At 54.4% G+C, this 15,386-nt stretch carries 16 protein-coding genes; 9 read left to right on the top strand and 7 right to left on the bottom strand.

Annotated elements, in window-relative coordinates; genetic code table 11:
* Positions 1 to 21: 21 nt before the first annotated feature.
* On the bottom strand, positions 22 to 1,002 hold the full coding sequence (locus CHU32_RS05095) for a GlxA family transcriptional regulator (RefSeq protein WP_103674698.1): 981 nt from the start codon (positions 1,000 to 1,002) through the stop codon (positions 22 to 24).
* A 146-nt stretch (positions 1,003 to 1,148) separates the two neighbouring features.
* On the opposite strand from CHU32_RS05095, the gene CHU32_RS05090 reads away from it, so the two are divergent.
* Together CHU32_RS05090 and CHU32_RS05085 are read left to right on the top strand one after the other, a co-directional pair.
* Positions 1,149 to 2,240, top strand: coding sequence for a fatty acid desaturase (locus CHU32_RS05090; RefSeq protein ID WP_103674697.1), 1,092 nt, complete (start codon positions 1,149 to 1,151; stop codon positions 2,238 to 2,240).
* Positions 2,137 to 2,904, top strand: coding sequence for a phosphate/phosphite/phosphonate ABC transporter substrate-binding protein (locus CHU32_RS05085; RefSeq protein ID WP_103674696.1), 768 nt, complete (start codon positions 2,137 to 2,139; stop codon positions 2,902 to 2,904). Before CHU32_RS05090 ends, CHU32_RS05085 begins: the two co-directional genes overlap by 104 nt.
* A 76-nt stretch (positions 2,905 to 2,980) precedes the next feature.
* Here CHU32_RS05085 and ychF read toward each other — a convergent pair whose 3' ends face one another.
* A complete protein-coding gene (gene ychF / locus CHU32_RS05080) occupies positions 2,981 to 4,072 on the bottom strand; it encodes a redox-regulated ATPase YchF (protein ID WP_103674695.1) in 1,092 nt (363 codons plus the stop codon).
* Between the two features lie 116 nt (positions 4,073 to 4,188).
* Positions 4,189 to 4,773 carry an aminoacyl-tRNA hydrolase gene (gene pth, locus CHU32_RS05075; protein WP_103674694.1) on the bottom strand — a complete coding sequence of 195 codons (585 nt, stop codon included), beginning with the start codon at positions 4,771 to 4,773 and terminating at the stop codon, positions 4,189 to 4,191.
* Between the two features lie 255 nt (positions 4,774 to 5,028).
* Between pth and ychH the strand changes: the two genes are divergently transcribed.
* Positions 5,029 to 5,301, top strand: a complete 273-nt coding sequence (ychH, locus tag CHU32_RS05070) for a stress-induced protein YchH (RefSeq protein ID WP_103674693.1) — start codon at positions 5,029 to 5,031, stop codon at positions 5,299 to 5,301.
* A 38-nt stretch (positions 5,302 to 5,339) separates the two neighbouring features.
* Here the strand turns inward: ychH and dauA are convergent, their stop codons facing one another.
* The 4 genes from dauA to lolB form a co-directional block, all read right to left on the bottom strand.
* A complete protein-coding gene (dauA, locus tag CHU32_RS05065; protein WP_176691621.1) occupies positions 5,340 to 7,004 on the bottom strand; it encodes a C4-dicarboxylic acid transporter DauA in 1,665 nt (554 codons plus the stop codon).
* A gap of 147 nt (positions 7,005 to 7,151) precedes the next feature.
* Positions 7,152 to 8,099: a ribose-phosphate diphosphokinase gene (prs, locus tag CHU32_RS05060; protein WP_003856663.1), complete on the bottom strand. Its 948-nt coding sequence runs from the start codon at positions 8,097 to 8,099 to the stop codon at positions 7,152 to 7,154.
* A gap of 126 nt (positions 8,100 to 8,225) precedes the next feature.
* Positions 8,226 to 9,095 (bottom strand): 4-(cytidine 5'-diphospho)-2-C-methyl-D-erythritol kinase, encoded by an 870-nt coding sequence (gene ispE, locus CHU32_RS05055; RefSeq protein ID WP_103674692.1) that lies wholly within the window; start codon positions 9,093 to 9,095, stop codon positions 8,226 to 8,228.
* Positions 9,092 to 9,712, bottom strand: a complete 621-nt coding sequence (lolB, locus tag CHU32_RS05050) for a lipoprotein insertase outer membrane protein LolB (RefSeq protein ID WP_103674691.1) — start codon at positions 9,710 to 9,712, stop codon at positions 9,092 to 9,094. The genes ispE and lolB overlap by 4 nt, the downstream gene beginning before the upstream one ends.
* A 192-nt stretch (positions 9,713 to 9,904) precedes the next feature.
* Between lolB and hemA the strand changes: the two genes are divergently transcribed.
* The 6 genes from hemA to kdsA are packed head-to-tail and all read left to right on the top strand — an operon-like array spanning position 9,905 to position 15,222.
* The gene (gene hemA, locus CHU32_RS05045) at positions 9,905 to 11,161 is read left to right on the top strand and encodes a glutamyl-tRNA reductase (RefSeq protein ID WP_103674690.1); all 1,257 of its coding nucleotides are present in this window, start codon (positions 9,905 to 9,907) and stop codon (positions 11,159 to 11,161) included.
* A 35-nt stretch (positions 11,162 to 11,196) separates the two neighbouring features.
* On the top strand, positions 11,197 to 12,279 hold the full coding sequence (gene prfA, locus CHU32_RS05040; RefSeq protein WP_103674689.1) for a peptide chain release factor 1: 1,083 nt from the start codon (positions 11,197 to 11,199) through the stop codon (positions 12,277 to 12,279).
* Positions 12,279 to 13,118: a peptide chain release factor N(5)-glutamine methyltransferase gene (gene prmC, locus CHU32_RS05035; protein WP_103674688.1), complete on the top strand. Its 840-nt coding sequence runs from the start codon at positions 12,279 to 12,281 to the stop codon at positions 13,116 to 13,118. The genes prfA and prmC overlap by 1 nt, the downstream gene beginning before the upstream one ends.
* 7 nt (positions 13,119 to 13,125) lie before the next feature.
* Positions 13,126 to 13,518: an invasion regulator SirB2 gene (gene sirB2 / locus CHU32_RS05030; protein ID WP_103674687.1), complete on the top strand. Its 393-nt coding sequence runs from the start codon at positions 13,126 to 13,128 to the stop codon at positions 13,516 to 13,518.
* Positions 13,519 to 13,521: 3 nt separating this feature from the next.
* Complete coding sequence (gene sirB1 / locus CHU32_RS05025; RefSeq protein ID WP_103674686.1) at positions 13,522 to 14,328, top strand: invasion regulator SirB1; 807 nt, start codon at positions 13,522 to 13,524, stop codon at positions 14,326 to 14,328.
* Between the two features lie 39 nt (positions 14,329 to 14,367).
* Entirely contained in the window at positions 14,368 to 15,222 is an 855-nt protein-coding gene (gene kdsA, locus CHU32_RS05020) for a 3-deoxy-8-phosphooctulonate synthase (protein WP_103674685.1), read from the top strand.
* Positions 15,223 to 15,386: the final 164 nt, after the last annotated feature.

Genomic DNA, 15,386 nt, shown 5'->3' with positions numbered 1-15,386 from the left:
AAATGACAAAAATAGATCACTTTACGCCATTTTGCGGCAGTGGAAGCGCTGACGATAATCGCCAGGGGTAAGGTGCAACTGCTTTTCGAAAATTCGTCGCAGATTAATGCTGCTGCCAAAGCCGGTGTGTTCTGCAATGCGCTCCAGCGAATCCGTGGTTTGTTCAAGACGTTCTCTGGCGGCAGCAAGACGCGCTTCCGCTACGTAGCGTGCCGGGGATACGCCGGTTTCGCGGGTAAACACGCGGGTAAAATTGCGCGGGCTCATCGCCACCTGTTCCGCCAGTTTTTCGACGCACAAGTCATCAGCGATATGCTGCAAAATCCACGGCAGTAATGCGCTGATGGGGCCGGAGGCGGTGGCTTGCTTGAGATTGAAGCGGCTGAACTGTAGCTGACCGCCGGGACGACGTAAGTACATCACAAGGTCTTGGGCAATGTTGCGTGCCAGGGTAAAACCATAGTCTTCTTCAATTAACGCCAGGGTTAAATCGAAACCTGAAGTGACGCCGCCGGAGGTCCATATCGGGCCGTCCTGAATATACAGCGGTCCACTCTCAACGTTGACGGCCGGGTAAGTCGATTGCAGGGTTTCCAGTAGCCGCCAGTGGGTAGTCGCACGTCGTCCATCAAGCAGACCCGTCTGCGCCAGCAGCATCGCCCCGCCGCAGATTGAGGCTATGCGCCGGGCGTGTGGCGCAGCGAGGCGCAGCCAGTCAACTACCGCAGTGCCTTCCTGCTCGTCGAGCCCACGCCCGGTGATCAGGATCGTGTCACACGGCGCGCGCGGGTCGATATCGGACAGACGGTGGTCGGCAAGCAGGTTCAGTCCTGACTGACCGTGGATCACCGGATGAAGCTGCGGCGTGGCGAGGGTGATGCCGTAGCGCGGGGAAACGACGCCTTCCATTTGCAGGCGATTGGCCTGCATCAGAATGTCAGCAATACCCGCGGCTTCAAAGAGCATTCCACCATCAGGGACAATAATCAGTATTTTCTTCATGTCCTGAAAAGTACATCTTATATAAAATAAGTCAATCCTGATAATAACGATTTCTGGCAAAGCTAAGTTATTTAAATTCGTTGTCATAGCCCCTGCATTACCACATCGTCACAGCAATCAGAAGAGCGAAGACGGTGTAAGGATAAATGCGTAAACATGAAACGGCTTATTTAGATCAACAGCAACGCGCGCTTATCCGTCAGTGGGCGGGAAGCTGGCTGTGGCGCAGCGAATTGCCTACCTGGATTATCATCGTCATTATTTATGGCGGCTGGTTGATGACGCTGGCGCACTGGAAAACGCTGGGATTGCTGCCCGCGACAGCTTTACTTATCTGGTTCAGCAGTTGGTATATGTCCCTACAACATGAACTGATCCACGGCCATCCCACCCGTTATCCGCGAGTGAATCAGCTATTGGGTCTGATGCCGCTGGCGATATGGTATCCGTACGGTTTATATCGTGACTCACATCTGGCGCATCATGATAATCATCATCTGACAGTGCCGCCAGACGATCCGGAGTCTTACTATGTTACTGACGCCAGCTGGCGCAGTTTTCCACCATGGCGGCGAAAACTCATTCATATGCGAAATACCTTTTGTGGCCGTTTACTTCTTTCTCCGCTGCTGGATATCGCCAGTACGCTAAATCATGCCGCCACGGCCTTTCGCCAAAGGCAGAGCAAAGCGATAGCGATGTGGCTGGGGCATGGCGTGCTGCTGCTGGCGACATTTGCCTGGCTTAGCAAGTGTGATTTTCCGCTGTTCTGGTATGTTCTTGCGGTCAGTTACCCGGCATTGGCGCTCACCAAAGTGCGCTCGTTTCTGGAACATCGCGCGGCAGAGGACCCACTGGCTCGTTCGGTAATAACTGAAGCGGCGCTGCCCTGGCGTCTTTTGTTTCTGAATCTTAACTATCATTCAGTACATCACGATCTTCCTGGTGTGCCGTGGTACGGATTGCGAAAAGTGTATTTATACGAAAGCGTCCGTTATCAACAGCGTAATGGTGGATTTATTGTGCACGGGTACGGGCAATGGCTACGTCAGTTCTTCCTCAAACCCGTTAACGTCAACGTACATCCTGGCTTTGAAAAGGGCAGCAAAAATGGATCGGATGCTTTCGCTCCCGATGTACCGAATGAAGAGTGTCGAAACGCTGGCGCTCCTTCAGGCCATTCAACAACTTCTGGCAGCGCGCAACATCCGCGCAGGCCTGGTTTTTCCGGCTTCTGATCTGCTTGCCCACTGGCGCAGCCGCGATCTGTTGTTGAGCCAGACCTGCGGTTTTCCCTTAATGACGCAGCTGCCGGATGTACAGGTAGTGGGCTGTTTTCATTATTCCGCACCGGAATGTGAAGGGGTGAATTACCGTAGCCTGCTGGTAACGCGCCGTGAGGACGGGCATAAAACACTGGCAGATTTTTATGGCCGATGCGCGGTGTATAACGCGGCGGATTCGCAGTCCGGCTATAACGCGCTGTTAAAAATGGTAGCCCCGTTAGCAAAGAACGGCGCGTTTTTCGCCCGGACTATGGTCAGCGGCAGTCATCATCAATCGCTGGCACAAATCGATCGCGGTAAAGCAGATATTGCGGCTATCGACTGCGTAAGCTGGGCATTAATGCAGCGTTATGAACCGCAACGGTGCAACGGGTTGTCCGTCATTGATGCCTCTGCTGGCGTGCCGGGGCTACCGCTAATTACCTCGGCGGATACGTCAGGCCAGATGCTGCAGTGCCTTAGAGAGGTGTTACACGAACTGGTGACGTCTGCGCGCTACAGGAAAATCTGTGCGGCGTTGTTGATTACTGGTTTCAGTGAGGTAATGCGTCAGTCCTATACGGTGCTGACGGACTGGCGCAGGCAGGCGCAGGAGCAGGGGATTACCCGACTATGAATAAGCGCGGGGGCGGAATGCAAAAATCCACGCCGTAGCGTGGATTGACAGAGACAGGCCGTAACAGCAGGGATAATTAAACGTTGAACAGGAAGTTCATCACATCGCCATCTTTGACGATATAGTCTTTCCCTTCCGCACGCATTTTGCCTGCTTCCTTCGCGCCCTGTTCGCCTTTATACGTTATGAAATCTTCAAAAGCGATAGTTTGTGCGCGGATAAAGCCTTTTTCAAAGTCGGTGTGGATTTTGCCCGCCGCCTGTGGCGCGGTAGCACCGACCGGGATAGTCCACGCGCGCACTTCTTTGACGCCTGCGGTAAAGTAGGTTTGCAGGTTCAGCAGCTCGTAGCCTGCGCGAATAACGCGGTTCAGACCCGGCTCTTCAATGCCCAGCTCGGCCATGAATTCGTCACGATCGGCATCGTCCAGTTCGGCGATGTCAGATTCGACGGCGGCGCAGACAGCGACAACCACCGAACCTTCTTTTGCCGCGATTTCACGGACTTTATCCAGATACGGGTTATTTTCAAAGCCGTCTTCATTAACGTTGGCGATGTACATGGTCGGCTTCAGGGTCAGGAAGCTGAGATAGCGGATCGCCGCTTTATCTTCGTCCGTCAGATCCAGGGCACGCAGCATCCCGGCGTTTTCCAGCTGCGGCAGACATTTTTCCAGGGCGGCCTGTTCAGCTTTAGCGTCTTTATCGCCGCCTTTGGCTTTTTTCGACACCCGGTGCAGGGCACGTTCGCAGGTATCGAGATCCGCCAGCGCCAGTTCGGTATTAATGGTGTCAATGTCTTCTGCCGGATCAACTTTGCCAGCAACGTGGATGATGTTGTCGTTCTCAAAGCAGCGGACAACGTGACCGATGGCTTCAGTTTCACGGATATTGGTAAGGAACTGGTTGCCAAGGCCTTCACCTTTGGACGCGCCTTTAACCAGACCAGCAATGTCGACAAACTCCATGGTCGTTGGCAGTATGCGCTGCGGTTTAACGATTTCGGCGAGCTTATCCAGACGCGGATCGGGCATCGGAACGACACCCGTGTTCGGCTCAATGGTACAGAACGGGAAATTGGCCGCTTCAATACCGGCTTTAGTAAGCGCATTGAACAGAGTGGATTTTCCGACGTTAGGTAAACCGACGATACCGCATTTGAATCCCATGATGTAAATCACCTTAATATCTTGATAATCAACCTGTTATAACTAACAGATTGCAGAAAAGTAAATAACTTAGCCTATTATACACGGAGCCAGGCAAAAATACCGCACATCGCCGCTTAAAGCGCGCGGAAAGCATGTAAGCGATTAGTCGCTTTGGTCAGGCCATCCTTAAACCATACCTCGGTACAACGTGCCGCTTCGTCAATCGCATCATCAATAAGTTTTTGTTCTGCCGCCTGTGGTTTACCCAATACAAACCCAACAACTTTGTTTTTATCGCCGGGATGGCCGATACCCAGCCGTAAGCGGTAAAAATTGGGGTTATTCCCTGATTTGCTGATGATGTCTTTTAAGCCGTTGTGGCCGCCATGTCCGCCGCCGAGCTTGAATTTCGCCACACCCGGCGGTAAATCCAGTTCGTCATGCGCCACCAGAATTTCATCCGGATTAATACGATAAAAAGTGGCCATCGCAGCGACCGCTTTGCCACTCAGGTTCATAAAGGTCGTGGGGACCAGCAGGCGGACATCTTCCCCTGCCAGATTAATGCGCGAGGTATAGCCAAAAAACTTACCTTCTTCACGCAGCGGAGCGCGATGACGTTCGGCCAGTAAATCAACATACCAGGCACCCGCGTTATGACGCGTCGCCGCATATTCTGCGCCGGGATTCGCCAGCCCGACTATCAGTTTTATGGTCACTATTCTTTCCTGAAGGGTCGATATATTGCGCGTAGTGTACTGTGTGTTACGGTCAATAACAAAGGGACGAGTAACAGCATTAATTGCCAAAATGAACTATTAGAATTTGATGCGATTCAACGGCTTATTTGTAAATTTATGTTGACTTTATCATCGGGAATGTGATCGGTTACGCAATCCTCACCCGCGCTGATGGCTATACTTTACCCACAAGGAGAAGGAGTTTCCCTTCCACCCAACGATCCGGAGGTTCCTGTGAAACGTAAAAACGCGTCGTTATGCGGTAATACACTTATGGTGTTGGGCCTGGTGGTAATGGTCGTCGGCGTAGGATATTCCATCTTAAATCAGCTTCCTCAGCTTAATCTGCCGCAGTTTTTTGCCCATGGTGCAGTGTTCAGCATCTTTCTTGGGGCAATACTGTGGCTTGCCGGAGCGCGTATTAGCGGACATGAGCAGATTAGCGATCGTTACTGGTGGGTTCGTCATTATGACAAACGCTGCCGTCGCGACGGTCGTCATAGCTAACGACAAAAAATGGCCCTCACAGGAGGGCCGTTTACGTCTTAATCTGCTGTTGGCACATCTGCCAGAGCGGCGTCACGGTTGGGGTAGAACGCCAGACGACCCGGCATCGGTTTTATGCCAGCGCGCGCCATGGTGCGCAGCGGCTGAAATTCCAGATTTGACACCCGCAGCTCGCAGCCTTCCGGCAGTTTGTTAACAAAGCGCTGGAAGGCATCCAGGCCCCCCGCGTCAAGCACCGGTACCGCATCCCATTTCAGAACCACGATTCGTTTACCGACAATGCGTGATTCAAGCTCGGTAAATAGTCCTTCTGCCGCCGCAAAAAACAGCGGACCAATCACCCGCAGCACCAGCACATCGTCTGGGACAGTGACATTGACCGCAGCAAAGCGGGTCATGCGGGCAATTCGACGCATAAACAGTAATGATGCGAGCACGATACCAACGCTAATCGCAATAACCATATCAAACAGCACCGTCAGCGACATGCAAATCAGCATTACAATGATGTCGTCTTTTGGCGCACGGCGCAGCAGGTTAATGACTTTGTGCGCTTCACTCATATTCCACGCCACCATCAGCAATAGCGCCGCCATTGCCGACAACGGAAGCCATGACAGCAGCGGGGCCAGTACCAGCAGCGCAAGGATAACCAGCACCGAGTGGATCACCGCTGATACCGGGGAGGTTGCGCCGGCACGCACGTTTGCCGCCGAGCGGGCTATAGCGGCAGTAGCGGTGATGCCGCCAAAGAACGGCGCGACCAGGTTACCCAGCCCCTGACCAATTAACTCGCTGTTTGCTTTATGCTTGGTGCCGGTCATGCCATCGAGCACCACCGCACAGAGTAGAGACTCAATCGCCCCCAGCATCGCCATAGAAAAGGCGGCGGGAAGCAGCGCGCGCAGAGAGTCCCAGCTCAGGGTAAAGGTGGAGCCGGGCAGATCCCACGGCAGGATAAGCTGCGGTAGCAACTGAGGAATACCGTTGCCCGTTGAGCCGTCGGCCAGCACATAGTGGAACTGTGAGCCGATCGTCGCCACATTGAATCCCATCATGTTGACGAGCGCCATCACGGCGCACCCTGCCAGTAGCGCGGGCAGATGACCAGGCAGGCGAATGCCCAGCCGGGGCCAGAAAATCAATGTACCCAGCGTGACGATGCCGATCGCTGCATCGCCGACGTTAATGGTAGGCAGCGCCATCACCAGCGCAGCAACTTTTTGCAGGTAGTGTTCCGGCACGTGCGCCATGTGCAGACCGAGAAAATCTTTAATCTGCATGGTACCGATGGTAATACCGATCCCGGAGGTAAAACCGAGGGTCACTGAGAGTGGAATATACTCAATCAGTCGTCCAAAGCGCGCCAGCCCAAAGAGCACTAAAAACAGGCCGGAGATCAGGGTCGCCATCAGCAGCCCAGACAGGCCGAACTGCTGTGCTACCGGGTAGAGGATCACCACAAAAGCCGCGGTCGGGCCGGAAACGCTGAAGCGTGAACCGCCGCTCAGCGCAATGACGATACCGGCCACGGCGGAAGTATACAGGCCGTACTGGGGCGCAACGCCACTGCCAATCGCCAGCGCCATTGCCAGCGGGATCGCAATAATGCCAACGGTGATGCCCGCAATTAAATCGCGCGTAAAGCGTGAAGCGGTATACTTTTCTTTCCAGCACGCATCAATTAGCGCGCGAAAAGGCATCACATGTGGAGAAAGAATATTTTTCACGATGGTGATCGTCCGTGAGCGCATCATCGGTGAATAAGACCGATGAAGGAGGCATTAGTCATACAAATAAACATAACCGATAAAAAAACCCGCCGTAGCGGGTCTTTTATACTGGCCCGATTAATGCTCGAACATAGCAGAAATCGACTCTTCGTTGCTGATACGACGAATCGCTTCCGCCAGCATGCCTGACAGCGTCAGAGTACGCACGTTCGGTAACGCTTTGATTTCATCAGATAGCGGAATGGTGTCACAGACGACAACTTCGTCAATCACGGAGTTGCGCAGGTTATTTACCGCATTACCTGAAAAAATCGGGTGAGTCGCGTAGGCAAACACACGTTTTGCACCACGTTCTTTTAATGCTTCCGCCGCTTTACACAGCGTACCACCGGTGTCGATCATGTCGTCAACCAGCACGCAGTCGCGACCGGCCACATCACCGATGATATGCATCACCTGAGAAACGTTAGCGCGGGGACGACGTTTGTCGATAATCGCCATGTCGGTATCGTTGAGCAGTTTGGCAATCGCACGTGCGCGAACCACGCCGCCGATATCCGGAGAAACCACGATCGGGTTATCCAGATTTAACTGCAGCATATCTTCGAGCAGGATGGGGCTACCAAATACGTTATCAACCGGTACATCAAAGAAGCCCTGAATCTGTTCAGCATGCAGGTCAACGGTCAGTACGCGGTCAACGCCAACGCTTGACAGGAAGTCAGCGACGACTTTCGCGGTGATGGGTACACGGGCGGAACGTACGCGACGATCCTGACGAGCATAACCAAAATAAGGGATAACGGCTGTGATGCGGCCTGCAGAAGCACGACGCAGGGCATCAACCATAACAACCAGTTCCATCAGATTGTCATTGGTGGGAGCACAAGTGGACTGGATGATGAAAATATCACCACCGCGTACATTTTCATTGATTTGTACGCTGACTTCGCCATCGCTAAAGCGACCTACGGCGGCATCGCCAAGGGAAGTGTACAGGCGGTTGGCAATACGTTGTGCTAGTTCCGGGGTAGCGTTACCAGCAAAAAGCTTCATATCAGGCACGAGAAGAACCTCAGGCATGCGTCCAGTGGTGGATGAAATGTGCCAAAAACTGTGCGGGCCAGGTACGATTTCATCCAGGCGGTGTATTAAAGAGCGCGGTGCAACGTCTGAAACAAGGTGACGTTGTCACCGAAACTCAGTGAGCCCCGAAAGGGTTTGCTGTAGCGGCGAGTGATTCACACCACGTGCTACAAAGCCTTGCAGCCATTCCGGGGCTTGCTCTAGCACCTGACGAGCGGCGGATTCGGTCTCGAATTCAGCAAAGACACAGGCTCCTGTGCCAGTCAGGCGCGACGGCGCGTATTCTAACAGCCAGGAAAGCGCCGCATCAACCTCATGAAAACGTTTTCTTGCGATAACCTCGCAATCGTTGCTGAATTCACATTTTAATAACGTTTCAATTGACCTTTGCGGGGTATTACGCGGCAGGTCAGGATCGTTAAAAATAACCGGCGTCGGAATGCTCACGCCAGGATGTGCCACCAGATACCATTTTTCTGGTACCGTCACCGGCGTCAATATCTCACCGACCCCTTGCGCAAAGGCGGCATGGCCGCGAACAAATACCGGCACATCCGCACCCAGCGTCAGCCCCAGCGCCGCCAGCTCATCAACCGACAGCCCGCATTGCCACAGCGTATTTAACGCCACCAGTACCGTGGCGGCATTGGAGGAGCCGCCGCCAAGGCCCCCGCCCATGGGCAGACGTTTTTCAATGCTGATATCAACACCGCTGCCAACGGGCAGGCGGCCTGACTCGGCGGCAACGTGCATTAATTGTCGTGCAGCACGGATGATCAAGTTTTCGTCATCTGCGACGCCGCTGACCGACGTCAGCAGGCGCACCTGACCGTCATGACGCCGATCAAAGGTGAGCGTATCGCCGTAGTCGAGAAATTGAAACAACGTTTGCAGCGTATGATAACCGTCCGCACGCTGCCCGGTGATATACAAAAACAGATTCAGTTTCGCCGGAGAAGGCAAGCGTAGCGTCATTTAACGATCCAGTTGTCCATTTTCAGCTTGATACGCTGAGCGCCTTCGGTCAGTTCCATGTTGGATGGCAACGCTGGCTGCGTTTTGCTGTCGTAGCCGCTGTAGACCACTTTCCAGGTTTTACCGTTCTGAGTGTAATTCAGCTCGCTTAAGCGGTACTGGCTGTCGAGTTTATAATCTGTCGCCTCGCCAGGCAGGCCAAGTATCCATTGGCGTAAACTGTTAAGCGGGATAGGCATTCCAGTCAATTTGCCGATCATCTCTTCCGCGTCGTCTGCGTTGTAGTGCTGGCCCTTATTATCCACCAGTTCAACCGAACCCGGTTTGGCATTCAGTTCGAGCTCGGTGCTACCCAACGGGTTAGTCAACAGCAGGCGATAGTTATCCTGCCCGGTTTGTTGCCAGAAGAAGCGGGCATAGACTTTCTGGCTATCGGAGAGATAGGCAAACGCACCCCGCGTCTGATACTGGTTCAGTTGACGAATTTGCTGTTGGTGCTGACGCCACTGCGGTGAGTCAGGACTGGTCGCTGGCCCTTTAGGTGGATGAATTACACAGGCGCTCAGAACCAGCGCAGTTAGCGGCAGCAGGCGAAATAAACGGCGTTTTATCATCATAAATCCTTGATGTGCGTTGCGAAGTTATCACTTAATGCTAGCGTTACAGTAAGAGACCGTCTACGTTCACGTTATCTTAAATACGATTATCGTCAGGTACCCCAAAAGGGTAGCGTCTCTTTTATTGACTCCGCGCATCCTGTATGATGCGCTCAGACTAACCTTATCAACGCTGGTACTACTCCCGCATCCATGACCCTTTTAGCGCTTGGCATTAATCACAAAACCGCTCCTGTCGCACTGCGAGAACGCGTTGCGTTCGCGCCGGACACGCTCGATCAGGCGCTGGAAAGCCTGCTGGCGCAGCCGATGGTGCAGGGTGGGGTGGTGCTGTCAACGTGCAACCGGACCGAGCTTTATCTGAGCGTTGAAGAACAAGGCGACCTGCGCGAGGCATTAATTCGCTGGCTGTGTGATTATCACAATCTCAATGAAGACGATCTGCGCAGCAGTCTGTACTGGCACCAGGACAACGACGCGGTCAGCCATCTGATGCGCGTGGCCAGCGGCCTCGACTCGCTGGTGCTTGGCGAGCCGCAGATCCTCGGTCAGGTTAAAAAAGCGTTTGCGGATTCCGAGCGTGGGCACCTCAACGTCAGCGAACTGGAGCGGATGTTCCAGAAGTCGTTCTCCGTTGCCAAACGCGTGCGCACAGAGACAGACATCGGTGCCAGCGCGGTGTCGGTGGCGTTTGCTGCTTGTACCCTGGCACGGCAGATTTTCGAATCGCTCTCTACGGTAACGGTGATGCTGGTGGGCGCGGGTGAAACCATTGAGCTGGTGGCCCGTCATCTGCGCGAGCACCGCGTCAATAAAATGATTATTGCCAACCGTACCCGTGAACGGGCGCAGGCGCTGGCGGAAGAAGTGGGTGCGGAAGTGATTGCCCTGAGCGACGTCGATGCCCGTTTACAGGATGCCGATATTATTATTAGCTCCACCGCCAGTCCGCTGCCGATTATCGGCAAAGGGATGGTAGAACGTGCGTTAAAAGCGCGGCGCAATCAGCCGATGTTGCTGGTAGATATCGCCGTCCCGCGTGACGTGGAGCCGGAAGTGGGCAAGCTGTCCAACGCCTATCTGTACAGCGTTGACGATCTGCAAAATATTATTCAGCACAACCTGGCGCAGCGTAAGGCGGCGGCAGTGCAGGCTGAGACTATCGTGGAGCAGGAAGCCAGTGAGTTTATGGCGTGGCTGCGCGCGCAAAGCGCCAGTTTCAGCATCCGCGAATACCGCAGTCAGGCCGAGTCAGTGCGTGATGAACTGACGGCGAAAGCGCTGGCGTCTCTGCAACAGGGGGGCGATCCGCAGGCCATTATGCAGGATCTGGCGCGTAAACTAACCAACCGCTTGATCCACGCACCAACCAAATCTCTTCAGCAGGCCGCCCGTGACGGGGATGACGAACGCCTGCATCTTTTGCGCGACAGCCTCGGGCTGGAGTAGCACAACCATTCTTATAACAGGGTGCATTAACGCCTATGAAGCCTTCTATCGTTGCTAAACTGGAAGCTCTGCATGAGCGCCATGAAGAAGTTCAGGCGCTGCTGGGCGATGCGGGAACCATCGCCGACCAGGAGCGGTTCCGGGCGCTGTCGCGGGAGTACGCGCAGCTTAGCGATGTTTCACGCTGCTTTACTGACTGGCAACAGGTTCAGGAAGATATTGAAACCGCGCAACTGATGCTCGACGATCCTGAAATGCGCGATATGGCGCAGGAAGAACTGCGCGACGCAAAAGAAAAAAGCGAACAACTGGAGCAGCAGCTTCAGCTGTTATTGCTGCCCAAAGATCCGGATGACGAGCGCAATGCGTTTGTCGAAGTCCGCGCCGGGACCGGCGGCGACGAAGCGGCGCTGTTTGCCGGCGATCTGTTCCGTATGTACAGCCGCTATGCAGAATCCCGCCGCTGGCGCGTTGAAATTATGAGCGCCAGCGAAGGTGAGCACGGCGGTTATAAAGAAGTTATTGCCAAAGTGAGCGGCGAGGGCGTTTATGGTCGCCTGAAGTTTGAGTCCGGCGGACACCGCGTACAGCGTGTCCCGGCCACTGAGTCGCAGGGCCGTATCCATACCTCGGCCTGTACGGTAGCGGTGATGCCAGAACTGCCAGAGGCGGAACTCCCGGACATCAACCCGGCGGATCTGCGTATTGACACGTTCCGCTCCTCCGGGGCGGGTGGTCAGCACGTTAACACCACCGATTCGGCGATTCGTATTACCCACTTGCCCACCGGGATTGTGGTCGAATGCCAGGACGAACGTTCTCAGCATAAAAACAAAGCGAAAGCGATGTCGGTGCTCGGCGCACGTATCCACGCCGCCGAAACCGCGAAGCGCCAGCAGGCAGAAGCTTCGACGCGGCGTAATTTGCTGGGCAGCGGCGATCGCAGCGATCGCAACCGCACCTATAACTTCCCGCAGGGCCGCGTGACGGATCATCGTATCAACCTGACGCTCTACCGTCTGGATGAAGCAATGGAAGGAAAGCTGGATATGCTGATTGAACCCATCGTCCAGGAATTCCAGGCCGATCAACTGGCGGCGCTGGCCGATCAGGAATGATGGATTTTCAGCAGTGGCTGCGTCTCGCCGTTGACCGCTTAAGCGAAAGCGAAAGTCCGCGCCGCGACGCGGAAATCTTGCTGGGCTACGTCACTGGCAGGGCGCGCACGTATATTCTGGCGTTTGCGGAAACGACGTTAAGTCCCGCTGAGCTGGAACAGCTTGATACGCTCCTGGCCCGGCGTGAGCGCGGCGAGCCGATTGCCCACCTTACCGGACAGCGTGAGTTCTGGTCGTTGCCGTTATTCGTCTCGCCGGTGACGCTGATCCCGCGCCCGGACACCGAGTGTCTGGTCGAGCAGGCGCTGGCGCGTGTGCCAGCCGGGGCGTGCCGTCTTCTCGACCTCGGGACAGGTACTGGCGCGATAGCGTTAGCCCTGGCCACCGAACGGCCAGATTGTCAGGTGACGGCGGTCGATTTTCTTCCCGAGGCGGTGGCGCTGGCAACCCGCAATGCGCAGCATCTCGATGTCGGTAATATAAACATCCTGCGCAGCGACTGGTTCAGCGCGCTGGCAGGACAGCAATTTGCGCTCATCGTCAGCAACCCTCCGTATATTGACGAAGCCGATCCGCATCTGGCGCAGGGCGATGTGCGGTTTGAGCCGAAAAGCGCGCTGGTGGCGGCGGAAAAAGGGCTGGCCGATCTGGCGCATATCGTGACTGCCGCGCGCGATTTCCTGCTGCCCGGTGGTTATTTACTGCTTGAGCACGGCTGGCAGCAGGGCGACGCGGTGCGGGCGTTATTTACGGCGGCGGGCTATCAACAGGTGGAAACCTGCCAGGATTATGGCGGCAACGATCGCCTGACGCTGGGGCAGTTACGCAGACAGGAGTGACGCACGGATGACGCTTTTTATGCTGGTGTTTTATACCCATATTACGGCGGTGATACTGTCGGTGAGCCTGTTTGTGCTGCGCTACTGGTGGCGTTACCGCCGCAGCCCGCTCGCGGCAATGCGCTGGACGCGGATCGTGCCGCATATTGTCGATACCGTTTTATTGTTAAGCGGCGTTGGGCTTATCGCAATAACGCACTATCTGCCCTTTACCGACCGGGGCGCATGGCTGACTGAAAAGCTATTTGGCGTTATCATCTACATCGTTTTGGGTTTTGTTGCGCTTGGCCGTCGTTGCTCGCGCAGCCAGCAGACGGGTTTTATCGCCTTTATGCTGGGGCTGGTGGTGCTCTACATCATCATTAAACTCGCCACCACAAAAATACCGTTATTGGGGTAAGCTATGAGGTCGTTAGCCGATTTCGAATTTAACAACGCATCGCTGTGTGAAGGTGTGATCCGGATTTCAAATATCGTTCGTGATGATTTTCCGACGCAAAGCGTCTATCACGAACTGGAAAATCTGGTGAGCCTGGCGCAGGAAGAGATCAGCGCGGCCTGGAGTGAAGAGCGGCAGCTTGAAAAGCTGTTGGAACTGTTTTTTACCGAGTGGGGATTTGGTGCCTGCCGCGGTGTGTATCGACTTTCTGATGCCTTATGGCTGGATCAGGTCCTGCAAAAACGCCAGGGCAGCGCGGTGGCCCTTGGTACGATCCTGCTTTGGATTGCCAGCCAGCTCTCGTTGCCGCTGGCACCGGTCATTTTTCCGACCCAGCTGATCCTGCGGGCTGAAACCGCAGAGGAATTATGGCTGATCAACCCTTTCAACGGCGATACGCTTGATGAACATACGCTTGAGGTATGGTTGAAAGGTAATATTAGCCCGATTGCGGAACTTTTTAACGAAGATCTTGACGAAGCTGACAATGCGGAAGTCGTGCATAAAATGCTTGATACCCTTAAAGCGGCGTTGATGGAAGAGGGTCAGATGGAAATGGCACTGCGGGCCAGCGAAGCGCTGTTAGCCTTTAACCCGGAAGACCCGTATGAAATCCGGGACCGCGGTCTGATTTACGCGCAGCTTGAATGCGATCACATTGCGCTGACGGATTTAAACTATTTCGTCGAGCAGTGTCCTGAAGATCCGATCAGTGAAATGATCCGCGCGCAAATTAACGCGATTTCGCATAAATCTATAACACTGCACTAATCTGGAATGAATCCGATTTAACACTGATAAGGCGATCCTATGAAACAAAAAGTGGTTAGCATTGGCGATATCAACGTCGCAAACGACCTGCCGTTTGTGCTGTTTGGCGGCATGAACGTCCTTGAGTCGCGTGACCTGGCAATGCGCATCTGTGAACATTACGTGACGGTGACTCAAAAACTGGGCATCCCTTACGTATTCAAAGCCTCTTTTGATAAAGCCAACCGTTCTTCCATTAATTCCTATCGCGGTCCAGGTCTGGAAGAAGGCATGAAAATTTTCCAGGAACTGAAACAGACGTTTGGCGTGAAAGTGATCACCGATGTGCACGAAGCCAGCCAGGCGCAGCCGGTTGCCGACGTGGTAGACGTGATTCAGCTGCCTGCTTTCCTGGCACGCCAGACCGATCTGGTCGAAGCGATGGCTAAAACCGGCGCGGTGATTAACGTAAAAAAACCGCAGTTCGTCAGCCCTGGACAGATGGGCAATATCGTCGATAAGTTTATTGAAGGCGGTAATGATAAGGTGATCCTTTGCGACCGCGGTTCGAACTTCGGTTACGACAACCTGGTTGTGGATATGCTGGGCTTTGGCGTGATGAAAAAAGCGTCTAACAACGCTCCGGTTATCTTCGATGTGACCCACTCCCTGCAATGCCGTGACCCGTTTGGTGCTGCCTCCGGCGGTCGTCGTGCTCAGGTCACTGAACTGGCGCGCGCCGGAATGGCGGTGGGCCTGGCGGGTCTGTTTATTGAAGCGCATCCGGACCCGGCTAATGCGAAATGCGACGGCCCGTCCGCACTGCCGCTGGATAAGCTCGAACCGTTCCTGAAACAAATGAAAGCGATTGACGACCTGGTTAAGAATTTTGAAGCGCTGGATACCAGCAACTAATTACCAGGCACATTAACCGAATTGATGAAGCTCTGACGTTCTGCGTCAGGGCTTTTTTTGTGCCTGTTGCACGCTTTTCCGGCGCTAAAATACGCGGCAAATCACAAGGCGGTGGGGCGCTCAGCGAGTTTGTCTTTTGCGGTGCTGAGCTTTTCTTGCGCTGC

The sequence above is a fragment of the Superficieibacter electus genome (assembly GCF_002915575.1).
Taxonomy (GTDB): Bacteria; Pseudomonadota; Gammaproteobacteria; order Enterobacterales; family Enterobacteriaceae; genus Superficieibacter; species Superficieibacter electus.
Note: the sequence above shows the minus strand (reverse complement) of the source record. Positions and strands in the feature narration are given on the sequence as shown.